Annotated in this window: 20 protein-coding genes; 10 read left to right on the plus strand and 10 right to left on the minus strand. The window is 55.1% G+C overall.

What is annotated here, in order from left to right; translation table 11 throughout:
• Nucleotides 1–57: 57 nt before the first annotated feature.
• Together AQ1_RS00515 and AQ1_RS00520 are read left to right on the plus strand one after the other, a co-directional pair.
• Entirely contained in the window at nt 58–957 is a 900-nt protein-coding gene (locus AQ1_RS00515; RefSeq protein ID WP_152550364.1) for a hypothetical protein, read from the plus strand.
• 10 nt (nt 958–967) lie between these two features.
• A complete protein-coding gene (locus AQ1_RS00520; RefSeq protein WP_042082839.1) occupies nt 968–1,642 on the plus strand; it encodes a sulfotransferase family 2 domain-containing protein in 675 nt (224 codons plus the stop codon).
• 9 nt (nt 1,643–1,651) lie between these two features.
• Here the strand turns inward: AQ1_RS00520 and AQ1_RS00525 are convergent, their stop codons facing one another.
• From AQ1_RS00525 to AQ1_RS00535, 3 genes are read right to left on the minus strand one after another with little or no spacing between them, the layout of a single operon-like run.
• Nucleotides 1,652–3,136 (minus strand): lipopolysaccharide biosynthesis protein, encoded by a 1,485-nt coding sequence (locus AQ1_RS00525; RefSeq protein WP_042082841.1) that lies wholly within the window; start codon nt 3,134–3,136, stop codon nt 1,652–1,654.
• Nucleotides 3,137–4,174, minus strand: a complete 1,038-nt coding sequence (locus AQ1_RS00530) for a sulfotransferase (protein WP_042082843.1) — start codon at nt 4,172–4,174, stop codon at nt 3,137–3,139. It abuts the gene before it with no gap.
• A gap of 10 nt (nt 4,175–4,184) precedes the next feature.
• The gene (locus AQ1_RS00535) at nt 4,185–4,877 is read right to left on the minus strand and encodes a C-type lectin domain-containing protein (RefSeq protein ID WP_081836952.1); all 693 of its coding nucleotides are present in this window, start codon (nt 4,875–4,877) and stop codon (nt 4,185–4,187) included.
• Between the two features lie 412 nt (nt 4,878–5,289).
• Here AQ1_RS00535 and AQ1_RS14265 point away from each other — a divergent pair, with 412 nt between their 5' ends.
• From AQ1_RS14265 to AQ1_RS00550, 3 genes are read left to right on the plus strand one after another with little or no spacing between them, the layout of a single operon-like run.
• Nucleotides 5,290–6,444: a DegT/DnrJ/EryC1/StrS family aminotransferase gene (locus AQ1_RS14265; protein ID WP_161760339.1), complete on the plus strand. Its 1,155-nt coding sequence runs from the start codon at nt 5,290–5,292 to the stop codon at nt 6,442–6,444.
• Complete coding sequence (locus AQ1_RS14270) at nt 6,444–7,655, plus strand: GNAT family N-acetyltransferase (protein ID WP_081836954.1); 1,212 nt, start codon at nt 6,444–6,446, stop codon at nt 7,653–7,655. The genes AQ1_RS14265 and AQ1_RS14270 overlap by 1 nt, the downstream gene beginning before the upstream one ends.
• A gap of 12 nt (nt 7,656–7,667) precedes the next feature.
• Nucleotides 7,668–9,449 carry an asparagine synthetase B family protein gene (locus AQ1_RS00550; protein WP_052370630.1) on the plus strand — a complete coding sequence of 594 codons (1,782 nt, stop codon included), beginning with the start codon at nt 7,668–7,670 and terminating at the stop codon, nt 9,447–9,449.
• Here AQ1_RS00550 and AQ1_RS00555 read toward each other — a convergent pair.
• From AQ1_RS00555 to AQ1_RS00565, 3 genes are read right to left on the minus strand one after another with little or no spacing between them, the layout of a single operon-like run.
• The gene (locus AQ1_RS00555) at nt 9,446–10,324 is read right to left on the minus strand and encodes a hydrolase 1, exosortase A system-associated (RefSeq protein WP_052370632.1); all 879 of its coding nucleotides are present in this window, start codon (nt 10,322–10,324) and stop codon (nt 9,446–9,448) included. The genes AQ1_RS00550 and AQ1_RS00555 overlap by 4 nt on opposite strands.
• Nucleotides 10,321–11,154, minus strand: a complete 834-nt coding sequence (locus AQ1_RS00560) for a serine aminopeptidase domain-containing protein (protein ID WP_052370635.1) — start codon at nt 11,152–11,154, stop codon at nt 10,321–10,323. Before AQ1_RS00560 ends, AQ1_RS00555 begins: the two co-directional genes overlap by 4 nt.
• A 10-nt stretch (nt 11,155–11,164) precedes the next feature.
• Nucleotides 11,165–11,416, minus strand: coding sequence for an acyl carrier protein (locus AQ1_RS00565; protein ID WP_042082845.1), 252 nt, complete (start codon nt 11,414–11,416; stop codon nt 11,165–11,167).
• A 156-nt stretch (nt 11,417–11,572) separates the two neighbouring features.
• On the opposite strand from AQ1_RS00565, the gene AQ1_RS14275 reads away from it, so the two are divergent.
• The 3 genes from AQ1_RS14275 to AQ1_RS00580 all read left to right on the plus strand — a co-directional run bounded on the left by AQ1_RS14275 (nt 11,573) and on the right by AQ1_RS00580 (nt 15,624).
• Nucleotides 11,573–12,700, plus strand: coding sequence for a GNAT family N-acetyltransferase (locus tag AQ1_RS14275; RefSeq protein WP_052370637.1), 1,128 nt, complete (start codon nt 11,573–11,575; stop codon nt 12,698–12,700).
• A 78-nt stretch (nt 12,701–12,778) separates the two neighbouring features.
• Nucleotides 12,779–14,386 carry an acyl-CoA ligase (AMP-forming), exosortase A system-associated gene (locus tag AQ1_RS00575; protein WP_052370639.1) on the plus strand — a complete coding sequence of 536 codons (1,608 nt, stop codon included), beginning with the start codon at nt 12,779–12,781 and terminating at the stop codon, nt 14,384–14,386.
• The gene (locus AQ1_RS00580) at nt 14,383–15,624 is read left to right on the plus strand and encodes a pyridoxal-dependent decarboxylase, exosortase A system-associated (protein ID WP_042082846.1); all 1,242 of its coding nucleotides are present in this window, start codon (nt 14,383–14,385) and stop codon (nt 15,622–15,624) included. Before AQ1_RS00575 ends, AQ1_RS00580 begins: the two co-directional genes overlap by 4 nt.
• A gap of 23 nt (nt 15,625–15,647) precedes the next feature.
• On the opposite strand, the gene AQ1_RS00585 is transcribed toward AQ1_RS00580, so the two are convergent.
• The 3 genes from AQ1_RS00585 to AQ1_RS00595 are packed head-to-tail and all read right to left on the minus strand — an operon-like array spanning nt 15,648 to nt 20,619.
• Complete coding sequence (locus AQ1_RS00585) at nt 15,648–17,945, minus strand: right-handed parallel beta-helix repeat-containing protein (RefSeq protein ID WP_152550365.1); 2,298 nt, start codon at nt 17,943–17,945, stop codon at nt 15,648–15,650.
• A 44-nt stretch (nt 17,946–17,989) separates the two neighbouring features.
• Nucleotides 17,990–19,408, minus strand: a complete 1,419-nt coding sequence (locus tag AQ1_RS00590; RefSeq protein ID WP_081836957.1) for a mannose-1-phosphate guanylyltransferase/mannose-6-phosphate isomerase — start codon at nt 19,406–19,408, stop codon at nt 17,990–17,992.
• A gap of 11 nt (nt 19,409–19,419) precedes the next feature.
• Nucleotides 19,420–20,619 carry a TIGR03087 family PEP-CTERM/XrtA system glycosyltransferase gene (locus AQ1_RS00595; protein WP_161760341.1) on the minus strand — a complete coding sequence of 400 codons (1,200 nt, stop codon included), beginning with the start codon at nt 20,617–20,619 and terminating at the stop codon, nt 19,420–19,422.
• 169 nt (nt 20,620–20,788) lie between these two features.
• Between AQ1_RS00595 and AQ1_RS00600 the strand changes: the two genes are divergently transcribed.
• Together AQ1_RS00600 and AQ1_RS14280 are read left to right on the plus strand one after the other, a co-directional pair.
• Nucleotides 20,789–21,784 (plus strand): polysaccharide deacetylase family protein, encoded by a 996-nt coding sequence (locus AQ1_RS00600; RefSeq protein ID WP_052370641.1) that lies wholly within the window; start codon nt 20,789–20,791, stop codon nt 21,782–21,784.
• 101 nt (nt 21,785–21,885) lie between these two features.
• Entirely contained in the window at nt 21,886–22,743 is an 858-nt protein-coding gene (locus AQ1_RS14280; RefSeq protein ID WP_052370643.1) for a class I SAM-dependent methyltransferase, read from the plus strand.
• Nucleotides 22,744–22,836: 93 nt separating this feature from the next.
• On the opposite strand, the gene AQ1_RS00610 is transcribed toward AQ1_RS14280, so the two are convergent.
• Nucleotides 22,837–23,208 carry a hypothetical protein gene (locus AQ1_RS00610; protein WP_042082850.1) on the minus strand — a complete coding sequence of 124 codons (372 nt, stop codon included), beginning with the start codon at nt 23,206–23,208 and terminating at the stop codon, nt 22,837–22,839.
• Nucleotide 23,209 lies beyond the last annotated feature (1 nt).

Raw genomic sequence — 23,209 nt, forward strand, 5'->3', positions numbered from 1 at the left:
AAGCTACAGGCTATGCTGGGCAAAGTTTTTTTGATGGAGCAGGGGGCGCGGATCTTTATGTTTTATAATTTGAGGACGAAACTCAAAAAGCGCAGATTTGCCTATCAGGCACGAAAAATTCTGAAAACCAAGCCGCTCAAGCCGGTGAAAGCGCCTTTGGCGATTGTTTCCAATCTGCGCCATGATGATCTATTGATGTATCTGGTGGCGATCAAATCTTTATATCACCGTCTGCAAAAGGGATCGATCACCGTTATCAATGATGGAACCCTGACCGAGGATGATAAAGCCCTGCTGAAGGCGCAATTGGGCGAGGTCAATATTCTGGAAGGTCGCAGCATCGATACCGGAAGCTGCCCCGATTATATCGCCTGGCGCGGCTTGAAAACGATCATCGATCTGTCGCGCGATCATTATGTCATCAAATTGGATAGCGATGTTGTGGTGCTTGATGATCTGCCCCTTGTGATGAAATGTATCGAAGACAACAGATCCTTTGTTTTGGGATCGTTTGATTGCGAAGAGGTGTGGAGCGCCGCTTATGCGGCGGATCATGCCCAAGGTTATCAATCCGATCACACGCAAATTCTGGCGGAGCGTTCCTTGGCGCATCTGCCCGATCAGGATCAGCTTCGCTATATCCGGGGATGTTCGGGTTTTGCCGGAATGCAGCGGGGATTTTATGATTGGTCTGATGTGGAAAGATTTTCCGGCCATGTTGAACGCCATGTGGATGCTGGTGCCTGGCGCAAATGGGGATCAGAGCAGGTAACGGTCAATTTTCACATCGCCAATACCCCTGATCCGGTGGTTCTGAAAATGCCGGTTTATACCAATCATCGCGAAGATACCGATATCAGCCGGGCTGCCTTGGTGCATTTTCTGGGCACATGGCGCTTTTATGGTGGCCGCTATGCGGATTGTGCCAAGCGCGCGGTGGCTGATTTGCTGGAATGAAGGATCATAAATGACCCGCCCCTTCATATGGCTGCATATCCGAAAAGCCGGCGGCACCAGCCTGCGCGATGCCTTGGGTGATGCCTATGTGCAGGTGGATCGCTTTGCCACGCCCACGCCTTTTGTGGCGCTTCCGAAAGCTGCATGGAACGATAATCTCAATAATTATCGGGTGCCATTGGGGCCTTATGAGTGGAAGCGGATGTTGTTTGCGAAAAAATTCCTCTATAGAGAGGAAGAATTCGACCAGCATTTCAAATTTGCTATTGTGCGCAATCCTTATGATCGCGCGGTTTCAGCCTGGCGATATCTTTCCAAAAAATGGACCTTCACATGGCCAAGACAGGTGATATCCCATTATCGTTTCGATCATTTTCTTGAACGCCTGCCGGAATTTTGGGACAAGATCGCTACCGAGCGCCATGTCGCTACCCATACCGCCCCCATCTGGCCGGATATCACCGATGATGAGGGCAGGCTTTTACTCGATTTTATTGGCCACATAGAAACATTTGATACGGATTTCCAAAGGATCTGCGACGAAATCGGTATTGCATCCGCCGTCTTGCCCCGGAAAAACAGCCAAGGCGAACGGGATTATAAAAAATTCTATAATCGCCGATCAAAAGCATTGGTTGAACGCTTTTATTGGGATGATATCAACGCATTGGGCTATGATTTTTGAGAATTGACCCTATTTTTTCGGGTTCTTTCTGCCCAGACGCCTCCCCATCGATTGAAACAGGTTTTTGATTTCATGGCGCAAGGGGTGGCGGCACTGCCATAATCCCAAGAGCCAGGCGGCCAGGCCGATCCCCCCAAAAAGGATCAGATTGAGAAGGCTGGAGCCGGGCGGCGCATAGCCATAAAGCATGACCAGCCCACCCATCACCGATCCCACCCATAAGCTGAGAAGCAGGCTGGGCAAAAGCGTACGAACCAAAGCCCCCATCCGCAGATCGAGGATCGCCATCACATCCCGCATTGCTAGGATCACAAAAACCAAAGCCGGCAGGATCAGGGCAGCGGTGATCGCCAATAGGCCAAAGGGGGCTGCCACGATCACCGCAATCACCCGGGTGATCTGCATCTGGGTTTCGATGAAAAAAATCTGCCGCATCCGGCCATGGGCCAGAATCAATTGGCGGCCAATGCTGAAAGGCATGTGCAGGGTGGAGCTCATGGCCAGAATGCCCGCCACCGGGCCCGCTGCGGTCCATTGCGGGCCGAAAAGAAACAGGATGAGGGAAGATGAACTGGCGGCCATGATCATCATCAGCGGCCACATCAGCCCCGAGGTGATTTGCAGGCGTTCCAGAAAGCGGGCTTTAAGATCGATTTTATCGCGACGTTCCTGCGCAAAAAAGGGGGTGAGTACGGTGCTGAGACTGCCAGCGATCTGTTGATTGACAAGGCGGGTGATGGTCATCCCACGATCAAAAAGACCCGCAGCATCAAAACCCAAACTGCGACCAATGATCAATTCGGGCGATTGATTGCCCGCACTTTGGATGAGATTGGCAGCCAGCGCCCATGATCCAAAACCAGCAATCTCGCGCAAGCCGCGAAAACGCGGGCGAAAGCTGAGATGGCGCGGCTTGTAAATGAGAATGCCGATGATCAGGCCCAGCTTCATCACCACAGCCCCCAAGGCCAAAGCCATTGGCCCTAAACCATAAAAAGCTAGCGCCACCGATGTGATCGCGCTGGCCGCACCGGAGGCGACATTGATGATCGTAAGTCCGCCAAAGCGCCGTTCGCGCATCAAAAGAGCGATGCCAATGGTGCCAAAGGGATTGAGCAGGAAATTGAGAGACAGGATGGCGATCACATCTTCAATGGCCGCATTGCCATAAAAATCGCCAATGGCCCCGCGCCCGAAAAAGAGGATGGCAGCAAAAAGCCAATTAATTGCCAGCATGATGCCAAAGGCTTTTTGTACTGTTTTCCTGCCCAGATCATCAACTTGGATGAGATAAGGGCTGATGCCGAATTCCGCCATCGCCGTGCTGATGGCAATGGCGGCCGAAGCCACGGCGAAAATGCCCATGTCTTCGGGTGTTAAAAGCCGGGCAATCGCCGCCGCACTCAGCAACTGAATGAAGGCACGCATGAAACGCCCGCCAAAAACAGTGGCCAAAGAGCGCTTGAGGGATGGCCCGGTCGGCGCGCCGCTCATTTAATGACCATGAACGGTATGCGCTTTCATCATGTCGGCAGGGGCAGATGCTGTGAGGGGCGCATCATCGGTAAAAAAACGCTGGCCAATGGGGGTGGTGCAGCAGATATCGCGAATGGTTTCGATGCTGTTGGACGAAAATTCTGATTTCCACCGTGCTGCCGCCGCCTGGGGATCGCGCTGCAGCTTATAATGACTGCTGACCTTTTCATCCGTGATGGTGCTATCGATGAAGCGTTTCACCTGATCGGCAGGCGGCAGCCCCATATGATCGAGAATGGCGGCGATTTCCCGGTGGGGATGGATGGTCATGGCTTCATAATGGATGATTTTGGCCCGCTCATGGCTTTCTAAGGCAGCAAAAGCGGCATCATTGAAAGCGGCCCATTTCCAGGCCAGAATTTCCAGGGCATCCATAGCTTTGAAGCGCTCTTCGCTCAGCCCTTCGCGCTGGCCCAAGGGCGAATGCAGGATGGCGCTATAGGTGAGTTCGTGGCGCTTGCCATATTTGGCGATGCCGCGCAGCATCGATGCCACCTGCCCACAAGGATGGCGCACCAGAAAAATGGCTTTAAGCTTTGGGTCGGCATTCAGGCAAAGCCCTGCGCGCCCCAGCATATTCACGGTTTTGATCAATTGATGGGGCGATGTGCGCGATGATGGCTGGATAATCGGCCCGGCAAAGGCCATGCCGGGGATCAGGCGCTCCATACCCTTAAAGGCATAGATCTGGGCGCGCCTGAGATTGAAATGAAGGATATTTTCGCGCGCTTTGGCAAAAACCGGTCGGGTGCCCGTGGTGCGTACATCCCGGGCATGGCTCCAGTTTTTAAGATCGGCTGTCATTTGGCTCAGGGTGGATGGGGTGATGTCTGGAAACTGATCCACCCCCGGGGCATGGGCGATTTCCGGTTCATGCAGATAATGGATCAGGGGATGGCTATCGAGAATCTTGCCAAGCCATGTGGAACCCGAACGCGGCGCGGCAAAAATCATCGTGCGCTGCCGCTGCGCCGGATCCGCTGGAATTGGGCTCATTTCATAGGGCTCATTGTTCGGGGCTTTCGTCCGTGCTGGCCTTGGCCTGATCGGCTGCGGTTTTAGAGGGCGGATATTCCACAAGGAAATAGGCATAGCCCTTCATTTGCCCGGCGGCTTTCCAGCGGCGGCTGTTTTTGGAAATATAAACGCCCATATAATCAATAGGGGTGACGCCGCAGCGGATATCGCCATTGCGAAACCATTGCGCATCCCATGGGCCAAAAGCCCCAAAGGGGTGGGTTGATCCATCGCTCCAGGTCAGTTTTCTGAAATTGCACCAATAGCGCAGCCCGATCCAGGTATCGCCATGATATTCAATGGAACCCACATCCCATTGTTCCAATATCCAATCATATAATTCGGGCGAATCGATCACCGCCAAACGGCCTTTTCTGCCGCGAAAATTCATGCTGCGGGCGGTTTTATTGGCGCGTTTCCAAAAGGAAACATTATGCCCATCCAGATTTCGCTGATCCCGCACAAGCTGATAATAATGCCCCGTGAGCGGGCTTTGCACCGGCGTCGATTCCCAATAATCCTTACCCGCACTGATGGATGCATCAAGGGATTGCTTCCATTCCTGTGCTTCAGCCGGGCGCAGGCCATGGCCGATCAGCACAAACAGGCAGAAAAGCACGATCAGAACACGATAGGATTTGAAGCAGGGCATTAAGAAAGAAACCGGCATTTCGTGCGACATCTGACATCTCCATGACAGAGCTTTAGCGCAATATACACTGTAAAATCTGCAGATTAAAGTCAGGCTCATGAATTTCCCTTGCCAAGACAGGAAACCGTCTCCCTTTAGCCCTTATTTTCACATTTAATCTTAGACAATAAGAGGATAGCGTCTACCCTCATGTCATGAGCAGATGATATAAACCGACTATGGTGAAAACATGATGATGTTTTTCGTCATCCTGTACGAATGAACAAGCGATCAAACTGCCATGAAGGGGATAAACGCCAGAATGCGATCGATGACCGGGGAAGATGGGTATTCACTTGTCGCGCAGGGGCGGTCTATTCCGCGCCCTCATATCCCTGTGGCACCGGTGCCCAAGCTTGCCCCTTTATTAAGACTTGGCCCTTTATGGGGCGGGCGCGGTGATATGGTCGCATCGCCCTTTGATTTCCCTCATAAACGGGCTGTGAAGGATGGCCGCAGCGCCATTTATCAGGCCCTGCGTCTTGCCGGAATTGGGCCGGGTGATGAGGTTCTGGTGCCCGATTATCATTGTATCGCGATGATCGTGCCGATTCTGGCCCTAGGGGCGCGTCCGGTTTTTTATGCCATCGATGCAGAATTGATGGCCCAGCCCGATGCCATTCGGCCGCAGATCAGCAAGGCGAGCAAGGCGCTTTTGGTGGTCAATTATTTTGGCTTTCCCAATCGTCTTGCAGCCTGTGCCGAATTATGCCGAGCCCATGGCCTGATGATGATCGAAGATTGCGCCCATAGCCTTTATGGCCGCAGCGATGGCCAGTCTTTGGGTAGTTTTGGCGATTATTCGATTTGCAGTATGCGCAAATTTTTGCCGGTTCAGGATGGCGGGCTTTTGGCATCGGCGCATCATCCCATCGATCTGCCCCCAGCCCCAAAAATAGCATGGGGGGGGGCTTTGCGGTCTTTTGCATCTTATGCCGCCTCGCCCGCTAATCGGGGGGCTTATGCCCTTTTCGGGCTGGCTTGGGCGGGGGTGAAGCGCCTGATCCCGAATGTTCGCGCGGCCCCTGATGAAGATTTCGCTCATGAAGATCTAGCGTCGGCAAGCGAGCAGCCAAAGTCTCCGCCATCAAAGTCTCCGCCTTCTGGTCTGCCCTCTGGTTTGCCCTATGGCTTTGATGCTCAAAGGGCGGGGGAGGGGGCTGATTTCGGTGCGGGTTTCTGGTTGCGGCAGGTGGATCGCCGCGCCCTTTATCGGCGGCGGCGGGCGCATTATCAGGCCATCATTGCGGAAATTTCTCCTTATGACAGCAAGATCATTCGCCCTTTGAAGCCCCATCTGGATGAAGATATGGTGCCCCATATGGTGCCTTTGCTGGTGGAAGATTTATCGCAGCGCTTTCGGGCCATGGAAGATGCTGCCCTGCCGATGCAGCGCTTTGGCCAGTTTTTATGGTCAGGCGAAGGGCAAAAGCCAGGCTTGGCGGCTGATCGCCTGTCGCGCCATTTGATCCAGATCCCTTGTCATCAGGATCTGACGGCCCGGCAGCTCGATGATCTGCTGGGTCTGTTGCGGCGGCTTTTTGGGGGGCGGTCCTGATGGCCCAGCCTTATGATCCCATATCCGCGCCATCCATGATGGCCGATGATCCGGCAAAGCCGTTGGTTTTCAGCCTTTTATCCCATGCCGAATTCTGCAAGGCCCCTTGTGCCCATTTATTTGAAACCACGCCCAAATTGGGATTTTACGGCAGCAAAGCCTGGCATGATGTGGTGTTTGATCATGGGCTTTCGGAAGGGGGTGATGTTTCATGGCTGGTCGCCCATGAAGGGAAGCATGATGGCGACCCTGATCAGATGGGGGCGGTATGGGCGGCGATACCCTTCCAGGTGATACGCGGCGGCCCCCGGCAATGTTTTGCAAGGATTTTGCAATCCCCGGCGTCGTCTTATATGTCGGAATTCAGCCTGCTTGCGCGTGATGGGGCCTTATCGCAGGCGGTGTGCGATGGCATGATCTCAACCCTGAAAAAGATGATCGGGCCGGATATTTATCTGATCGAAAAGCTGCGCGGGGATGAGCCTGCTTTTCAGGGCTTGCGGCGGGCTTTTCAAAATGTCGGGCTGGTGATGCGGGAAAAATTTGTGTTTGCCAATTGGCGACATCCTATCCGTGGCCTGTCTTATGAGGCTTATATGGCCAGCCGCAGCAAGAAACACCGCAAGAATATCCGCCGCTACACGAAAATGCTGAAAGATCACCCCGCACCGATGCGCTTTCAGCTGCTGTGTGGCGATGATCCTTCATTGCCTGCGATGTTTCAAGATTATCTCAAGGTCTATGATAAAAGCTGGAAACCCGATGAAGGCAGCCCTGATTTTGTCACGGCTTTGGTGGAAATCGGGGCCGCTTCGGGGGCTTTGCGCCTTGGCTGCCTTTATCTTGATGATCAGCCGGTGGCCACTAAGCTTGCCTTTGTGAAAGATGGCATTCTGGCGCAATATAAAACCGCCTATGATCCCGCCTTTGCCCATTTTGGTTTGGGCACGGTGATCAATCATCTGTTTTTCAGCGAAATTCTCGATGCGGAAAGGATCGAGGAACTGGATTTCGGCAATGGGGATGAGCCACATAAAAGCAAATGGGCCGATGAGCGGATCGAACGCTGCGGGTTGATTGCTTATGATGATCGCCATCTGGCCGGTTTTTTATCCAATCGCCTGAATTGGCTATCGCAAAAAGCCAAATCCTTGCGGCTGCAATCGGCTGGCCATCGCAAAAATCCCGATCCGCAGACAGCCGATGAATGAAAGGCACAGGCTATGAATGTTTTATCGGGTTCTCATGCGCTTCAGGGGCTTGGGGGTCTTCTAGCGCTTGATCATGATGGGGCGGCTTTTGATCAGGCGCGCGCCGATGATTATAGCGTGGGGCTGGTGGGCTGGGTGATCTGGCCCGATCAAAAGCTTCAGGCCCGCGCCCGCGCCGAGGGAGAGGCCCGGGCTTTTCTTGAAGCCGTGCGGCAATATGGGGCGCAGGTTTTTCGCCATATGGAGGGGGCATTTGCCGCCTTTTTCCATGATCATCGCGAAAACAGCACAAGCATCGCCATCGATCATGCCGGGCAATATCGCCTGTTCTGGATGCCCTATCGCGGTGGGTTTGTTTTTTCCAGCCGCCTATCGGTTCTGTCATCTCTGCCGGATTTTGCCGCCAATCTGCGCCCGGAAAGCCTGCATGATTATCTTTTTTTCTATACCACCTTATCGCCCAACAGCCTTTATGCCGGGGTTGAAAAGCTGCTGCCCGGCCATGCCATCCGCTTTCATCAGGGCCGTGCCGAACCCCAGCCATTTTGGCAGATGCCCTATGCCACAAGCCTTGCCGACCCATCGCCCCGGGGTTTGTCGGATTTGGCCCAAAAGCTGTATGATGGGCTTGATGGCGCGGTGGAGCGGTCTTTGGAAAGCGCCCGATCGCCCGATGTGGGCAGCTTTCTTAGCGGCGGGCTTGATAGCAGCACCATCACCGGATTGGCGGCGGCGCATCATCCGGGGTTTAAAAGCTTTACCATCCGATTTGATGATCCGCGCTATGATGAAGGGCCTTATGCACGGCTTGCGGCACAGCGTTTTCACACCGATCATCATGAACGCCTGATTGAGCCCCATGAGGTGGTGGGGGTGATGGATCAGATCGCAGCCTACACCGATGAGCCTTATGGCAATACGTCCGCCATTGCCGCCTATTATTGCGCCATTGCGGCCCGGGATGCGGGGGTGAAAGTGCTTTTGGCGGGGGATGGCGGGGATGAAATCTTTGCCGGCAATGAGCGCTATATCGATGTGCGGCGCTATGATGTTTATGGTAAAATCCCCGAACCTTTGCGGCGGTTTTTGCTTGATCCTTTGCTGGCCTCGAACCGGTTGGATCCGCTGCCCTTTCTGGGGAAGGCGCATCGCCTGATGAAGCGCTATCATCTGTCTTTGCCCCGGCGGATGTTTGCCGATTATCATCCCTTTCAGAATTTTTCCGCAGGCGATGTGGCGGGCCCGGCGCTTTATGATCATTTCAGCCGCGCCAATCCCCTCAAAAGCGCTGAATCCATCTATGAGGCGGGGCAATCTGGCGATCCGGTGCAAAGAATGATGGCGCTGGATCTGCATCTGACCATCGCCGATAATGATCTGGTGAAGGTGAACAGCATGTGCGCCCTGGCGGGCATCGATGTGCGCTATCCGATGCTGGATCGGCCCTTGATGGAATTGGCGGCCAGCATCCCCATGGATGTGCTTTTGGCGGATGGGCGCTTGCGGGGCTTTTTCAAGCGCAGTTTTGCCGCGCTGTTGCCGACCGAGATCATCGAGAAGAAAAAGCACGGCTTTGGCCTGCCGTTTCAGGTCTGGGTTCTCGATCATCCCGATTTGGCGCACAAGCTTTTGGATACATTGGAAGATCTGCGCCAGCGTGGGCTGTTTACCGATCTTTATATCGATGCTTTGCAACATGCGGTGCGGGGCGGCGGGGCCCGCAATCTTTTGGGCAATGCCTGGGATGCCACCATGCTTGAATTATGGATGAAATCCCATCCCACGTCTTTTTAAGGCTTCATCCAGCCTTTGATATGGGCGATCAGATCATCCAGCGCGCCGGGCTCGGAAAAGGTGTGATCGCTTTGGGGCAGGTGAAGGCTGGTTAATTTTGGGCCCTTGATGGCGGATTGCCAAAGCTTCAGGCTTTCCGCCTCTTTTTCAAATTCCCGCGCCACCAGATCATGGCCACTTTTCACCAGCATGATCCGCCCACTGAAGGCGGCCAGCGCCCCCACAAGGCGTTCGGGCAGGGGTAAGTCATCTTGGGATTGATAGCCTGCCGAAGTGCCCATGAGCCCGCGCAGCTTTTTATAGAGAAGGGCGGGAAATTCGCCCAGATTGACCTGCCCTCGGATCAGCCGCGACCAGAAGTCCCGATGAAACAGGCGTTTGGCATAATAATGTTTGATCAGCGCGGTTTCATGGCTGCTTTCGGTACGCACCCATGGGTTCATCAAAATCAGACCGGAAATCCGCGCATCGCGATGGGCATGAAAGGCCGCCGCCGAGGCCCCATCGCACAAGCCGCATAAAACAACGGATTGCAAGGCGGGCTGATGATCAAAAAACCAATCGATGGCCAGATGAATATCGTCATCAAGGGCTTCGAATCCGGGATTTTCGCCTTCGCTATCGCCCATGCCACGGCAATCAAAGCGCAAAACCGGCACGCCATGATCGCTTAAATCCCGCGCCATCGTCACAAAAGAGCGATGCGCCCCCACCCGATATTGCGGCCCGCCCACCACGATGATCAGCCCGATGGCGGATGGCGCATCGGGGGGGCGGTGGCTGATGGCGATCAGGCGCTGGCCTTGGCACGCTAGGATATGGGCGCTTTCCCGCATGTGATGGGGGGTCTGTTTTGCGCTTTGCTGCCGGTTCATGGCGATGCCGCCTCGAAAGCGGTGATGATCTGATCCACCAATAGGGGCGCGCCATCGGGTTCGGTCTGCGCCCAAACGGCCTCTTCGCGCGCATGGGAAAAATGCAGATTGGGGCCCTGCCAGCTTTCGGGAATACGCGCCAGGCTAAGGCTTTCATCGATGGGCTGCAATCCGGTTTCAATCCAGCAGATGGGCAGATCGGGCGGCGGTGGCAGGGCTTCAAGGGATTGCCCGCACAGGCTTTTGGCCAAAGCGGGGGCGAGATCATAGCCCCCCACCCGCACCGGGATGTGTTGTTCTAAAAGCCGGGATTTGAGGGCGGCCGTGGTTTCCCGTTCGCCCTGAGCCATGGCTTGAGCCACCCTTATGCGCAAAAACCGGGTAAGGAAGGGATCACCCGCCACAACCGGCTGAACCAGCAGCAGGCCTGCGGGTGTGAAACCCTGCTTTTGCAAGGCTGCAGCGAGCAAAAGCGCCCCGTTGCGGATGCCACACAGCCATAAAGGGGTGCCAAGGGCCGCCATATCGCGGATCATCATCCGCAGATCATCAAGCCATATCGACCAATCGGCATCGATAAATCGGCCCGCACTATCGCCGGTGCCATAAAGATCAAAAATCCGGGCGTGCACGCCCTTTTTAGCAAGGGCAGAGGCGAGCCCCCGCATCATCAGGCGGCTGCGGTTCATTTCTTCGGCAAAAGGCGGGATGATCAAAAGCCGGGCCCGGGGTGCAAGATCTGCGGGCTGGCAATCAAGGCAGAAAAGCGGCCCCGATGGACCATCGAGGAAAAAAACATCCAAACTATGATCGGGGTTTTTCCGGGCCATCGGGTCTGGATCAGGCGGCCAGCTTGTGATCGACAAAATCGCTCAGGCTGCCGACAGTTTCAAAAACGCTGCCATTGATTTCATCATCTTCAAACAGAATATCGAATTGGTCTTCGATGGCTGCCACCACAGTGACCACCGCCATGGAATCGAATTCCGGGATATCGCCCATCAGCGGGCTTTCGGGGCCTAAAGATTGGCCGCGTTTACCAAGTCCCAATGTGGATGTGAGAATGTCCACGATGGCCTGTGTCGTTCCCATATGCCCGGCTCCGTGATTATGCAAAGGATGATCTTGACGATACTAAGGATGTGGTAGCTTGGCTTTAAGAAATTGTCTAGATAACACTATAGACTGGTGAAACAAGATTGGCTTTGGCCGTAAAACACCAGAACCAAAGTGCGATGAAGGGGGCTTTTGTTGAAATTAAGGGTTTATCGCACATTGAGCGACTTGCCCCAAAGCTATGTGGCGCTGTTTCAAAAGGCGGGCAGGCATTGTGTTTTCCAAAGCCTGTGGTGGTATGAATGTTTGCTGGCCGAAACCACCGATCCCGGCGATCAGATCATCATCTATGGGGTGGAAGAGAGCGATCCCCCCCATCAGGCGCGGGCTATTCTGGTGGCACGCACCCAAAAAGGCGGATTTTTATCTGGGCTGAAGCCGCGCCGATTGGCGGCCTTTTCCAATTTCTACACGATCAGGGCCGGGCCGGTTCTGGATCCCGCCTTTCCTGATAACCGCGAAGTTTTGCAGGTTTTGGCTGCTGGATTGCTGGCGGAGCGCCCGGCCTGGGATATGATAGCCTTCGATTATCTGGATGGCGAAAGCCAGGCTTTCAAAGATATTTATGCGGCTTTTGAGGCCCATGGTGCCCGGCTCAGCGCTTTTGCCCGAACCGATGTGTGGTATGAAGAGATCAAGACCCAAGGTTTTGCCCCCTATCTGGAAAAGCGCAGCGGCCTCATTCGCAAAACATTGGCCTGGAAAAACCGCAAGCTCGATCGCGATCCCGCCTTTCAACATCGGCTGAGCACCGGGCCTGAAGGCTTGGATGAAGCGATTGCCGCTTATGAAAAGGTTTATGCCCAAAGCTGGAAGGAGCCGGAATTTTATCCCGGTTTCATCCCTGCTTTGATCCGCAGGGCAGCCCAGCATCGGGCTTTGTATCTGGGGACTATTTTTTATGGGGATGAGCCTTTGGCCACGCAATTGAGCCTGAAATCAGGGGATATATTGTTTCAATATAAAATGGCCTATGATGACAGCGCCACGAAAGCCCCGGCCTTGCGCAATCTGTCATTGGGGGCGCTGACCATTTTTCGGCTGCTCAATCATGTGCTTGATCATGATCATGAAGTGCGGGCGTTTGATTTCGGGATCGGCGATGAAGCCTATAAAGCGGGATGGTGCAGCCAACGCCGGTCTTTATACGGAATGCGGGTCTATCATGGGGCCAGCCTTTATGGGCGCATCAGCTATCGGGCCATGCGCCTGCGGGGATGGTTGAGCCGCTTGCGACGCCAGATGATGGGCGGATCATAGATCACATGCCCATGGCCCTTGTTCTATAGGGGCGATCAGATACAATTTTGGTTCAGGTGGAAAAGGGGACAGGGGACAATGAACGTGAACCGATATCTCCATGATCTTGTGCTGAACAAGACCGGCGAGAGCGCATCGGCGATGGCCCTGGGCAGCGGCTCGGCCATGCTTTCCTATGCGGATGTGCAGCATGAAATCAGCCGGATGGCCGCCGGGCTTCATGCCTTGGGCGTGCAGCGCTTTGATCGGGTGGTGGTGTATCTTGATAAGCGGATCGAAACGATCACCGCTTTTTGGGGGATCAGCCGGCTGGGGGGTATTTTCGTGCCCGCCAATCCGGTTTTGAAGCCGCCGCAGATCGAACATATCATCGCCGACAGCACGGCACGGGTCCTGATTTCAAGCCGCAGCCGGATCGCCGCACTTGGCGATGTCCTTGCCCGATCCTCACTTGATTTCGTGATCAGCATCGATGGTTTTGCTGATCATGATGATGGCAATGAGGCGGGAAAGACTGCGCCGCGTTTTTTGGCCCTTGATGATCTGCTGGCGTCGGGCCGGGGCCTGCCTGCGGGGCCTGCCTGCGATCAGGATGTGGCGGCGATTTTTTATACATCGGGCAGCACCGGGCGGCCAAAGGGCGTGGTGTTGTCCCATCGCAATCTGGTGGCGGGGGCTGAAAGCGTGGCCCAATATCTGGGCAATCACCAAGGGGATCGCATCCTGTCGCTTTTGCCCCTGAGCTTTGATGCGGGCTTCAGCCAATTGACCACGGCTTTTCATGCCGGGGCGGCTGTGTATCTGCATAATTATCTGATGGCGCGGGATGTTCCGGCGCTTTGTGCCCGTCATAGCATCACCGGGCTTACCTGTGTGCCGCCCTTGTGGATGCAGCTTTTGGCCGCGAACTGGACGGATGAGGCCTGCTCATCCCTGCGCTATTTCGCCAATACCGGCGGGCGGATGCCCCATGATGTGTTAAAGCAATTGCGCGCCCTGTTTCCGCAAGCCACCCCCTATTTGATGTATGGGCTGACGGAAGCTTTTCGCTCCACCTATCTTGATCCTTTGGAAGTGGATAAACGCCCCGATTCCATCGGCAAAGCCATTCCCAATGCCGAAATTCTGGTGGTGAAGGGGGATGGCAGCCTTGCCAAACCCGGCGAGGAGGGGGAATTGGTGCATCGGGGGCCTTTGGTGGCTTTGGGTTACTGGAATGACAGCGAGCGCACGGCTCAGCGCTTTCGGCCCGTGCCGGGGCAGCCAGAGCAGATCAGGGTGCCGGAACTGGCCGTGTGGTCGGGGGATATGGTGCGTATGGATGAAGAAGGCTATCTTTATTTCATCGGTCGCACGGATGAGATGATCAAAACATCGGGCTATCGAGTCAGCCCCACGGAAGTGGAAGAGGCGCTGTTTGAAAGCGGCCTCGTGCGCGAGGTGGCGGCCTTTGGCATCCCTCATGAGCAATTGGGACAGGCCATCATTGCCATGATCGTGCCGCGCGATGAAGCCGATTTCGCGCTCGATGATCTGGTGGCGTTCTGCCGCAGCCTTATGCCCGCCTATATGGTGCCCCAGCGCTTTGAGCTCAATAGCGCATTGCCCCGCTCCCCCAATGGCAAGATTGATCGCAAGGCGCTTCATGCGCGCCTTCTGGAACTATCCAATCAGGTGACATCATGACCGATGAACTGTTGCACAAGGATCACCCCGCCTTTGCCGATTGGCAGTGCCGGGATGGCGAGCTTTTGATCGGTGGCCAGCCGGTTGGCCTTTTGGCGGCGCGGCTGGGGCAAACGCCTTTTTATGCCTATGATCGGGAAAAAATCAGCCGCCGCGTGGCGGATCTGCGGGCGGCTTTGCCGCCTTCCGTGCGCCTTCATTATGCGATCAAGGCCAATCCTATGCCCGCTGTGGTGCAGCATTTTGCAGGGCTTGTGGATGGGTTTGATGTGGCGTCCGCCAATGAGCTTGATCTCGCCCTCGATACCCCCATGAAGGCCGATCATATCAGCTTTGCAGGCCCCGCCAAAAGCGATGCCGAACTGGTGCGGGCGATTGCCGGTGGGATCACCATCGAGCTAGAATCCGAACAGGAAATGATCCGCACTGTGAAAGCGGGGGGGCTTTTGGGGATCACGCCACGGGTGGCGGTGCGGGTCAATCCCGATTTCAAATTGCGCGGTTCGGGGATGCATATGGGCGGCGGCGCCAGCCAATTTGGCATTGATGCCGAAGCGGTGCCTGATCTGTTGCGGGCCATGGGCGATCTTGGGCTGTCTTTCCAGGGCTTTCATATTTTTGGCGGATCGCAAAATCTCAATGCCGAGGCCATCGCCGATGCCGAAGATCAGATCGCCGATCTGGCCATTCGATTGGCTGATCATGCGCCCTCAGCGGTGCGGCATCTCAATATCGGGGGCGGCTTCGGTATTCCCTATTTCCCCAAGGATCGCCCCCTTGATCTGGGGCATGTGGGGGCCCGCCTGCAGGGCACGGCGGATAAGCTGCAAAAGGCTTTGCCCGATGCCGCCCTCATCGTGGAACTGGGGCGCTATCTGGTGGGGGAAGCCGGGGTTTATGTGTGCAAGGTGATCGATCGCAAAGTTTCGCGCGGGCAGGTGTTTCTGGTCACCGATGGCGGCTTACATCATCAGCTTTCGGCCACCGGCAATTTTGGCCAGGGGATCAGGCGGAATTATCCCGTGGCGATTGCCAGCCGCTTTGATACGCCAGCGGCGGAAACCGCCAGCATAGTAGGGTGTTTATGCACACCGATTGATCTTCTGGCCGATAAAATTGCGGTGCCCATGGCCGATGTGGGGGATCTGGTGGCGATTTTCCAATCCGGTGCCTATGGCCGCAGTGCCAGCCCCTCGGCATTCCTCAGCCACCCGGAAGCCCGGGAAGCGTTGATATGATCATATTTTGAATAATCGGGCGTTCATTGATCGCGGCATTGGGTGATGGGGCTGTTGGTGATCGTTGTTTTGGGATTGATCCGCCCCCGGATCAGGGAGCCGAAGGCGCAATCGATCTTGCTGTTTTCGATGCTGATCTGATGATCGCCAAATTGAACCCGTTGTTCATAGGCAAAGCCGATCACATCCTTATTGCCATCGCGGGGTTCGGCGATCAATTCGCTGTCGGAAATTCTGATCTCTCCGCCATTGAAGGCATCGATGGCCCGGCTGCCTTCGCCGCCCCGCTCATCGAGAACGGAATTTTTGATGATCAGGCGTTCGGCTCCTGATTTGATCAGATGGCCCTGATGCCGGGCTTTTAGAAAGCGGCTGTTCAGGATGGTGATGGTGCCGCCTTTTGCGGCAAAATAAATGCCATGGGCGCGCCCGCATTTAATCCGGCAATCGCCGCCCAGATTTTGAAACAGGCTGTTTTTAACGGTCAGACTTTGGGCCTTGGGATCGGTGAGAATACCCGATTGGGCATTTTCGAAGGTAACGTCATCAACGCTCAGATGCGCTGTTTGCTGGCGGATGCAGGCGCCATTGCCATCATTAACCGCAATATTGCGGCAGGTGAGATGGCTGATTTCGGCATCTGCATTCAAGATCAGGGCGGCTTTTGATCGGCAGGGCGTATCTTGCAGGATCGAGCCATTGCCATCGAGGGTCAGGGGTTTATTGATGATGGCGCATTGGGCATAGATGCCTTTGGGCAAGGTGACGCTGCCGCCTTCGGCCAGCATGGCTTGCAGATTTCCACATTCCTTTCCGGCGATGTAATCGGAACAGCGAAAACCTTCCGGCAGATCGTGGCTGAATGTATTGCCATCATCGGGGATACGGGCCAGCCAGATTTCATCTTCATTGCTGATGCCGATCAGCACATCAAGGGCGGGCACGGGAAAAAATTTGTTAAACAGGCTTTTTAAATGTCGGGGGCCAGAGCCGTCTCCATAGGTTTTCCAGTTTTTGAGATCAGCGCTTTGATAAAGATTCTCCCCGCCTGCCCATAAAATGAAGCGGCCCTTTACATAACGCAGAGCATCATCATCTTCGACGGTGGCTGGCAATGTGCCCATGTGGATGGCATCGCCAATCGCGTCTTTGGTAACCGGGATGGCATGAATCTCGTCCTGATTAACCAGAACAATCGAATTTCCCACAAGAATGGCAATGCCATGCTTGCCAAAATTATGTTTCAAGCGGGTGCTTTTTCTGGTGATTGCATCGGTTTTCAGATCGATCTCGAATAATGCGGGGTCTCGATGGATGGAAAACAAAAAAGCGCGGCCATCGATGGGGCTGGCGGCTGAAACATTGAGGCTCAAATCCTTCACCGGCCGACGGGCGATCCATTCCCGGCGTTCAATATCGAAAATGGCATGCACATAGGCATCTGATGCGGTGCCATAATCATCACAGCCCCAGGCCGATATCCAAAGGTGAAACAGGCCATCGAGCAAAAGGGGCGAGCCCCATGTGTGCCCGGCGGCCGGGGCCTTGCCTTCTTTGGGAAAGAAGCATTTTTTGTCCAAGGGTATATCGAAGGCGGCCTTTAAAAAGGCGCCGCCATCATCAAGGGGATCGGGATCATAAAGGCGTTCCCACAAAAGATTTTGCAGATCAAGGGCGTAAACGGAATTTTGATAGCTTGCGGCATGCCCGCCACCGAAAAAATAGAGCCTGCGGCCATCGAAAACCCCGCCATTGAAGGCCCGGATGGCATCGCTGGCCCGCCGATAAAAAGGCTCACCGGGAACCGCATCGGGAAAGGCTACGGATTTAAAGCTGTTGCGGGGTTGAAGCCTGCACCAGAGCTGTTCGTCAAACCGGCAGGTTTCTTCGATATAGCGGCCCAATGCGGGCAGATCACGGGCGGGCACGGCAGGTTTTTCTCCGCCGGTGAAATCAGGTTTCAGGGAATGCGGCGCCTCGGCGGGGGGTGTTTGGAGCCTATCGGATGAGGCTGCGGGCTCGGGTTCGGGAGCCGGTGTCGAGGGCGTTACCACCTCTGCCTCTGCCTCTGCCACAGCCTCTGCCAAATCCCGTGGGGGGAGGGCATCATCAAAAGCCTTCAGCCGATCATCGAGGGCGCGGATGCTGGCGGCCCAGCTTGCCTTATCGGTGGTTTTGGCGCTTTGCCACTGGCTACAAAGCTGCGCCATCCGGGTTTGTTGAACCGATGCACCCGCTTGGCATAGCCGTGCAATGGGGGCCTGATCGGCATCAGCCTGTTCCGCTCCGGCTGCGGGGTACGCGATAAAAAAGATGGCCATCAACAGGGCCATTCGAGCGGCTTTTGTGGCGCAATCAGTCATAATCAAGCCCGGCCATAGGTGTCATCAAGGCGGATGATATCATCTTCCCCCAGATAACTTCCCGATTGCACTTCGATCAGATGAAGGGGGATTTTTCCGGGATTTTCCAATCGGTGCACAGATCCCAGTGGAATATAGCAGGATTCATTTTCGCTCAGCAAAAAGCTTTCTTCATCGCGGGTGACAAGGGCGGTGCCCTCCACCACGATCCAGTGTTCGGCGCGGTGATGGTGTTTTTGCAGGGATAATTTCTCCCCGGGCTTGACGATGATCCGCTTGCTTTGAAAGCGATCCCCCCGATCCGTGGTTTCATAAGAACCCCATGGCCGATAAACGCGCGGATGCATCAGATGTTCTTCGCGCTTTTGGGCTTTGAGTTGGTCAACCACTCTGCCCACTTCCTCGGCCCGATTTTTATGGGCGATCAGCACGGTATCCTTGGTGGTGACGATGATCAGATCCTCGATCCCCAAAGCGGCGATAAAGGCACCATCAGCCCGCAGCAGGCAATTGCGGCTGTCGAGGGCGATGATATCCCCCTCCAGCACATTGCCATCCTGATTTTTGGGCAGATGATCCCACAGGGCCCGGAATGATCCCAGATCGCTCCAGCCCATATCCACCGGAACGACGGCAACATTGGCTGCCTTTTCCATCAAAACCCGATCGATCGAACCTTCGGGCCCGCTCATGAAAGCATGGCTGTCGGGGCGCTCGAACGCCAGATCCCTGCGGCTGCCCGCCAGTGCCGCCCTGCAGGCTTTGAGCATATCCGGGGCATGGCGTTCATAAGCCTTGATCAGATGATCGCAGCGAAACAGAAAAATCCCGCTGTTCCAATACACATTGCCCTGATCCAGATAGCCCTGAGCGGTTTGAGCATCGGGCTTTTCATGGAAATGGGCAACCGCGAAAGCGCCGGGCATCTGATCCAGTGCCGGGCCGCTTTCGATATAGCCATAGCCGGTTTCCGGGTGATCGGCCTTGATCCCGAAGGTGACCAGCTTTCCGCCTGAAGCGGCAGCTGTGGCCCGCTCTAAAGCCGCCATGAAATCGGGCAGGGCGGTGATCACATGATCCGATGGGGCCAGCAGCATCAGCGCCTGATCGTCTTCCTGTTCCAGCCGCAGGGCCGCCATGATCGCAGCCGGAGCCGTGCCTTTGCCGCCCGGTTCTAAAATGATGGCCAGCGGATCAATGCCCATTTCGGCCAGTTTTTCGGCAACGATGAAACGATGATCATCATTGGCAATGATCAGCGGCGGGGCAAAGCGCGCGGGATCGCCAAAGCGCGCCAACGTGTCCTGGATCATCGCCTGATCGGAATGAATGGGCAGAAATTGTTTGGGATAATGGGCTCGTGATAAAGGCCATAGGCGCGTTCCCGAGCCGCCAGACAAGACCACCGGCCAGATTTTCATGCTATCCTCCCTCATGATGCCCATCCCAAAATATCTGTTTCATACTGCTTTAGATTGGCATCCCAGCCATAATGATCGATGACGAAAGCACGGGCCTTTGGTGCGCGCAGATTTTGGCTTTCCAATATCACACGCGATTGCGTGATCATCTCATCGCGATTGCGGGCAATATGAACAGGCGCATCGGGGCAATCCCTGATCCCGGCCATGGCATCGGGGGTGGCGAGAATGGTTTTTTCCATGGCCATGGCTTCCAAAGCCTTGTTTTGGATTCCCCGGGCAATGGTCAGCGGCAGGCAGGCGGCCAGGGCATGCTGCACATAGGGTCTGATATCGGGCACCCCGCCGGTGACCAGTACATTCGGCTGTTCCCCCAGCTTCAATACCGCATCACTGGGCGCCATGCCCACAATGGCAAAAAGCAGATCGGGATATGTATCGCGCAAATGGGGCAGCACCTCATTCACATACCATGTCACCGCCATGATATTGGGCCGATAATCCATCGCCCCTACAAAAACCAGAACCCGATCTTTGGGTTGATAAGGATTGGGATGTTCGATGGCGGGATCGAAATAATCCACATTCACCCCTTGGGTGCGAAAGGTGATTTTCCCGGCGCTTTCCGGGGCAAGGCTTCTGAAAAGGCTGGCTTCGGCCTCGGAAATGAACACGGTTTTGTCAAAGGCTGCGGCCATCCGCCGCTCATAAGCCAGCAGCTTATCGGCCTCGCGCCGGTAGATCAGATTGCGGGGCAGGGTGGCATCCCGCGCATAGGATCGGAATTTTTCGGAATCCACATCCTCGGCATTGAATACGGTTCGGACAGTGGGGGGCACTTTTCCATAAACAAATTGGCCCGTAGAGCCGCTATACATCAAAATGGCATCGGGCTTGATGCTTTTGATTTTTTGCTCCACCCAATGATCCATGGCTTTATTTTTGTAATAGGCAATCGATAAGGCTTCGTTTTTCATGAGCCCACGGGCCGCCCCCATCAGACCGGCCTTTTTATCCAGCTTTTGGATGCAACTGCTGGCACAGAAATCTTTCAATTTATCCGTATATTGCCAATCATCGGGATGATCGATGAAGGTGCCCAGATGCAACTCATGCCTGCTGGCAAAATAGCGCATGATGTTGAAGCTGGAAATTTTATCCCCTTTATTGGGGGGATAAGGAATACGGTGGGTCAGATATAATAATTTCATGGCCATATTCTAAAGATTGCAAAGGATGGTTGAACGAGGCAAACGGGCTGGAAAGCAATAGTTTGGCTGAAGAGCTTGCAGCATTGCGGGAATTTCTCCAAATTCATTATGGAATTTAACCGTCCCATGGGTTTGGCGCAATGCGTCGATGCTGACAAAGAGGCATTTCATGACAACAAAAGCGCGCGCGCCGCAGCTTTATGTGATCATCGATACGGAAGAAGAGTTCGATTGGGATGCGCCTTTTGATCGCCGGGCGCGGGCCGTGACATCAATCCCCGCCCAGCAGCGGGCGCAGGATATTTTCGCCCGCTATGATCTGGTGCCCAGCTATGTCATCGATCATCCGGTGGCCGATAATCCTGAAGCCGTGGCGGTGCTGAAAGCGTGGCAGGACGAGGGACAGGCGGTGATCGGCGCGCATTTGCATCCGTGGGTCTCGCCGCCTTTTGACGAGGAGGTGAGCCGCCAAAACAGCTATCCCGGCAATTTACCGAAATCCTTGGAATATGAAAAACTGCGCCAACTGACCGCGCTGATCGAACGGGTTTTTGCGAAACGCCCGCGCCTTTATAAAGCGGGCCGCTATGGAATTGGCCCCAATACCGCAACGATCCTCCAGGATTTGGGCTATCAGATCGATGCCAGCATCGTGCCCTATACCGATTTCAGCTTTGATCATGGCCCTGATTTTCGCCATGAAACGCCGCATTTACGGCCTTTTCTGCCCGCCCGCGATATTCTGGAATTGCCGCTTTCCACGGGCTTTGCCGGGCTTTTGCGGAAGCGCGGCGCGGGCCTGTTTCCAATGATTGATCGGCCATTGATGCGCTCTGTTCATCTGCCGGGGATTTTTGCCCGTCTGGGCCTTTTGGAACGCATCAGGCTCAGCCCCGAGGGCCAGGGGGCCGATGATCATATCCGCCTCACCAAAGCCATGTGGGATGATGGGTTTGATGTTTTTTCTTATACCTATCACAGCCCATCCCTGGTCCCCGGCCATACGCCTTATGTGCGCAGCCCCGCTGATCTGGATCGGTTTCTCGATCATATGGATCGCTATTTCGATTTTTTCTTCAATGAATTGGGGGGCAGGGCTGCCACCCCCCTGACACTTTATCAACAATGGCAGGATCGCGGGAAAATTTGGGCGGCGGACCTTTGAACAGGATCGACAAAACAAAATGATCTATGCCATTTTCACAAAGTTTTATGGGATAGCCAGCCTGTGGCGGGCAACCGCCGAGGCCATCATGGGATCGAGCAATGCCAAAGACGGTTGATCAGACCACAAGCGCTCCTGCGGATGAAACTTATGGGGATGAAAATCTTGGGGATGAAACCGCCAATCGCCCGGAATTTGTCGATTATTATACCCGCGATGATGTGGCTTTGGGGCGTCAGGCGCATTTTTCCCGCTTGCGCGATTCCCTATTGGCGATCAGGGCGATGGAAGGGGATGCGGATCGTGCCCTTGATGTGGCCGATATTGGCGGGGGCACAGGGGATTGTTCGGTGGTTTGGGCGGAAAAGGGGCACAAGCCCATCTGTATCGATATCGGGCGCGATCTGATCGAGGCCGGACGGACAAGGGCGAAGGCTTTAGGGCTTGATATCGGCTATGAAGTGGGCTCGGCGACCGCTTTGCCATTGGCCTCTGGCTCGGTGGATATCGCTTTGCTGCCCGAATTGCTCGAACATGTGGAAGATTGGCAGGCCTGCCTTGATGAAGCGACGCGAATCGTGCGCCCCGGCGGGCTGATTCAGCTTTCCACCAATAACAAGATCAATCCTCGCCAGCAGGAATTCAGATTGCCCTTCTATAGCTGGTATCCGGGGCCGATAAAGCGCTATTGCGTGCGCCGGACCCTTGATGATCGCCCGGAATGGGCAAATTATGCCACCTTTCCTGCAGTGAATTGGTTTACCCCGGGGCAATTGATCAAGGCTTTGCGGCGGCGGGGCTTCGATCAAATCTACAGCCGCGCCGATCTGGCGGCGGCCCGTGGCCTTGGGGGCTGGAAAGGATCGGTGCTGGCTGTGTTGAAGGCTGCGCCCATTTTATATTGGCCGATCAGAAGCTGTTCGCAATCCACCTTTCTGGTGGCAAAGAAACAGGCTTGACCATGGGCTGGAGCCGCCTGCGGATGCCAAAAATTGAGGAGCCGGGGCTTATGGCGGGGGCGGGGTGTGTGGCGGGCAACAGGTGACAGGCCATCAATGGCGGGCGGATTTTTCGCTTTCATCCACCAGATCGGCCAGCCGGTTATGGGCTTGATTGGCTAGGGATTCGATTTCGTCCCATTGTTCGGTCAGGGCGGATATTTCGGCCTGAAATTGTTCCATGCTCAGCCGACGGTTTTTATCGGTGGCCATCACGGCAGCAATGGCGGCGCGCGTGGGGCTGTTCAATCCCACTTCTTTGAGCAGGGTTTTCTGCCCGGATTGCAGGGCGCCCTCCAGATCTTTCAATCGGGACGCGATGACCATCAGATAAATCAGGCCCAAAAGCAAAAGGCTGAAAAGAAGAATGAAGCCGCCAGCCATCAAATGAACATGGCTGATGTTGAAACCCAGAATCGTGCTCATA

The organism is Iodidimonas nitroreducens (assembly GCA_000710935.1).
Classification (GTDB): Bacteria; Pseudomonadota; Alphaproteobacteria; order Sphingomonadales; family Rhodothalassiaceae; genus Iodidimonas; species Iodidimonas nitroreducens.

Excerpts from the sequence above, each read along its gene's own strand:
- AQ1_RS00515 (WP_152550364.1), top strand. The coding sequence starts at position 58 with ATGTTTTATAATTTGAGGACGAAACTCAAAAAGCGCAGATTTGCCTAT.
- AQ1_RS00520 (WP_042082839.1), top strand. The coding sequence starts at position 968 with ATGACCCGCCCCTTCATATGGCTGCATATCCGAAAAGCCGGCGGCACC.
- AQ1_RS00525 (WP_042082841.1), bottom strand. The coding sequence starts at position 3,136 with ATGAGCGGCGCGCCGACCGGGCCATCCCTCAAGCGCTCTTTGGCCACT.
- AQ1_RS00530 (WP_042082843.1), bottom strand. The coding sequence starts at position 4,174 with ATGAGCCCAATTCCAGCGGATCCGGCGCAGCGGCAGCGCACGATGATT.
- AQ1_RS00535 (WP_081836952.1), bottom strand. The coding sequence starts at position 4,877 with ATGTCGCACGAAATGCCGGTTTCTTTCTTAATGCCCTGCTTCAAATCC.
- AQ1_RS14265 (WP_161760339.1), top strand. The coding sequence starts at position 5,290 with ATGGTCGCATCGCCCTTTGATTTCCCTCATAAACGGGCTGTGAAGGAT.
- AQ1_RS14270 (WP_081836954.1), top strand. The coding sequence starts at position 6,444 with ATGGCCCAGCCTTATGATCCCATATCCGCGCCATCCATGATGGCCGAT.
- AQ1_RS00550 (WP_052370630.1), top strand. The coding sequence starts at position 7,668 with ATGAATGTTTTATCGGGTTCTCATGCGCTTCAGGGGCTTGGGGGTCTT.
- AQ1_RS00555 (WP_052370632.1), bottom strand. The coding sequence starts at position 10,324 with ATGAACCGGCAGCAAAGCGCAAAACAGACCCCCCATCACATGCGGGAA.
- AQ1_RS00560 (WP_052370635.1), bottom strand. The coding sequence starts at position 11,154 with ATGGCCCGGAAAAACCCCGATCATAGTTTGGATGTTTTTTTCCTCGAT.
- AQ1_RS00565 (WP_042082845.1), bottom strand. The coding sequence starts at position 11,416 with ATGGGAACGACACAGGCCATCGTGGACATTCTCACATCCACATTGGGA.
- AQ1_RS00575 (WP_052370639.1), top strand. The coding sequence starts at position 12,779 with ATGAACGTGAACCGATATCTCCATGATCTTGTGCTGAACAAGACCGGC.
- AQ1_RS00580 (WP_042082846.1), top strand. The coding sequence starts at position 14,383 with ATGACCGATGAACTGTTGCACAAGGATCACCCCGCCTTTGCCGATTGG.
- AQ1_RS00585 (WP_152550365.1), bottom strand. The coding sequence starts at position 17,945 with ATGGCCATCTTTTTTATCGCGTACCCCGCAGCCGGAGCGGAACAGGCT.
- AQ1_RS00590 (WP_081836957.1), bottom strand. The coding sequence starts at position 19,408 with ATGAAAATCTGGCCGGTGGTCTTGTCTGGCGGCTCGGGAACGCGCCTA.
- AQ1_RS00595 (WP_161760341.1), bottom strand. The coding sequence starts at position 20,619 with ATGAAATTATTATATCTGACCCACCGTATTCCTTATCCCCCCAATAAA.
- AQ1_RS00600 (WP_052370641.1), top strand. The coding sequence starts at position 20,789 with ATGACAACAAAAGCGCGCGCGCCGCAGCTTTATGTGATCATCGATACG.
- AQ1_RS14280 (WP_052370643.1), top strand. The coding sequence starts at position 21,886 with ATGCCAAAGACGGTTGATCAGACCACAAGCGCTCCTGCGGATGAAACT.
- AQ1_RS00610 (WP_042082850.1), bottom strand. The coding sequence starts at position 23,208 with ATGAGCACGATTCTGGGTTTCAACATCAGCCATGTTCATTTGATGGCT.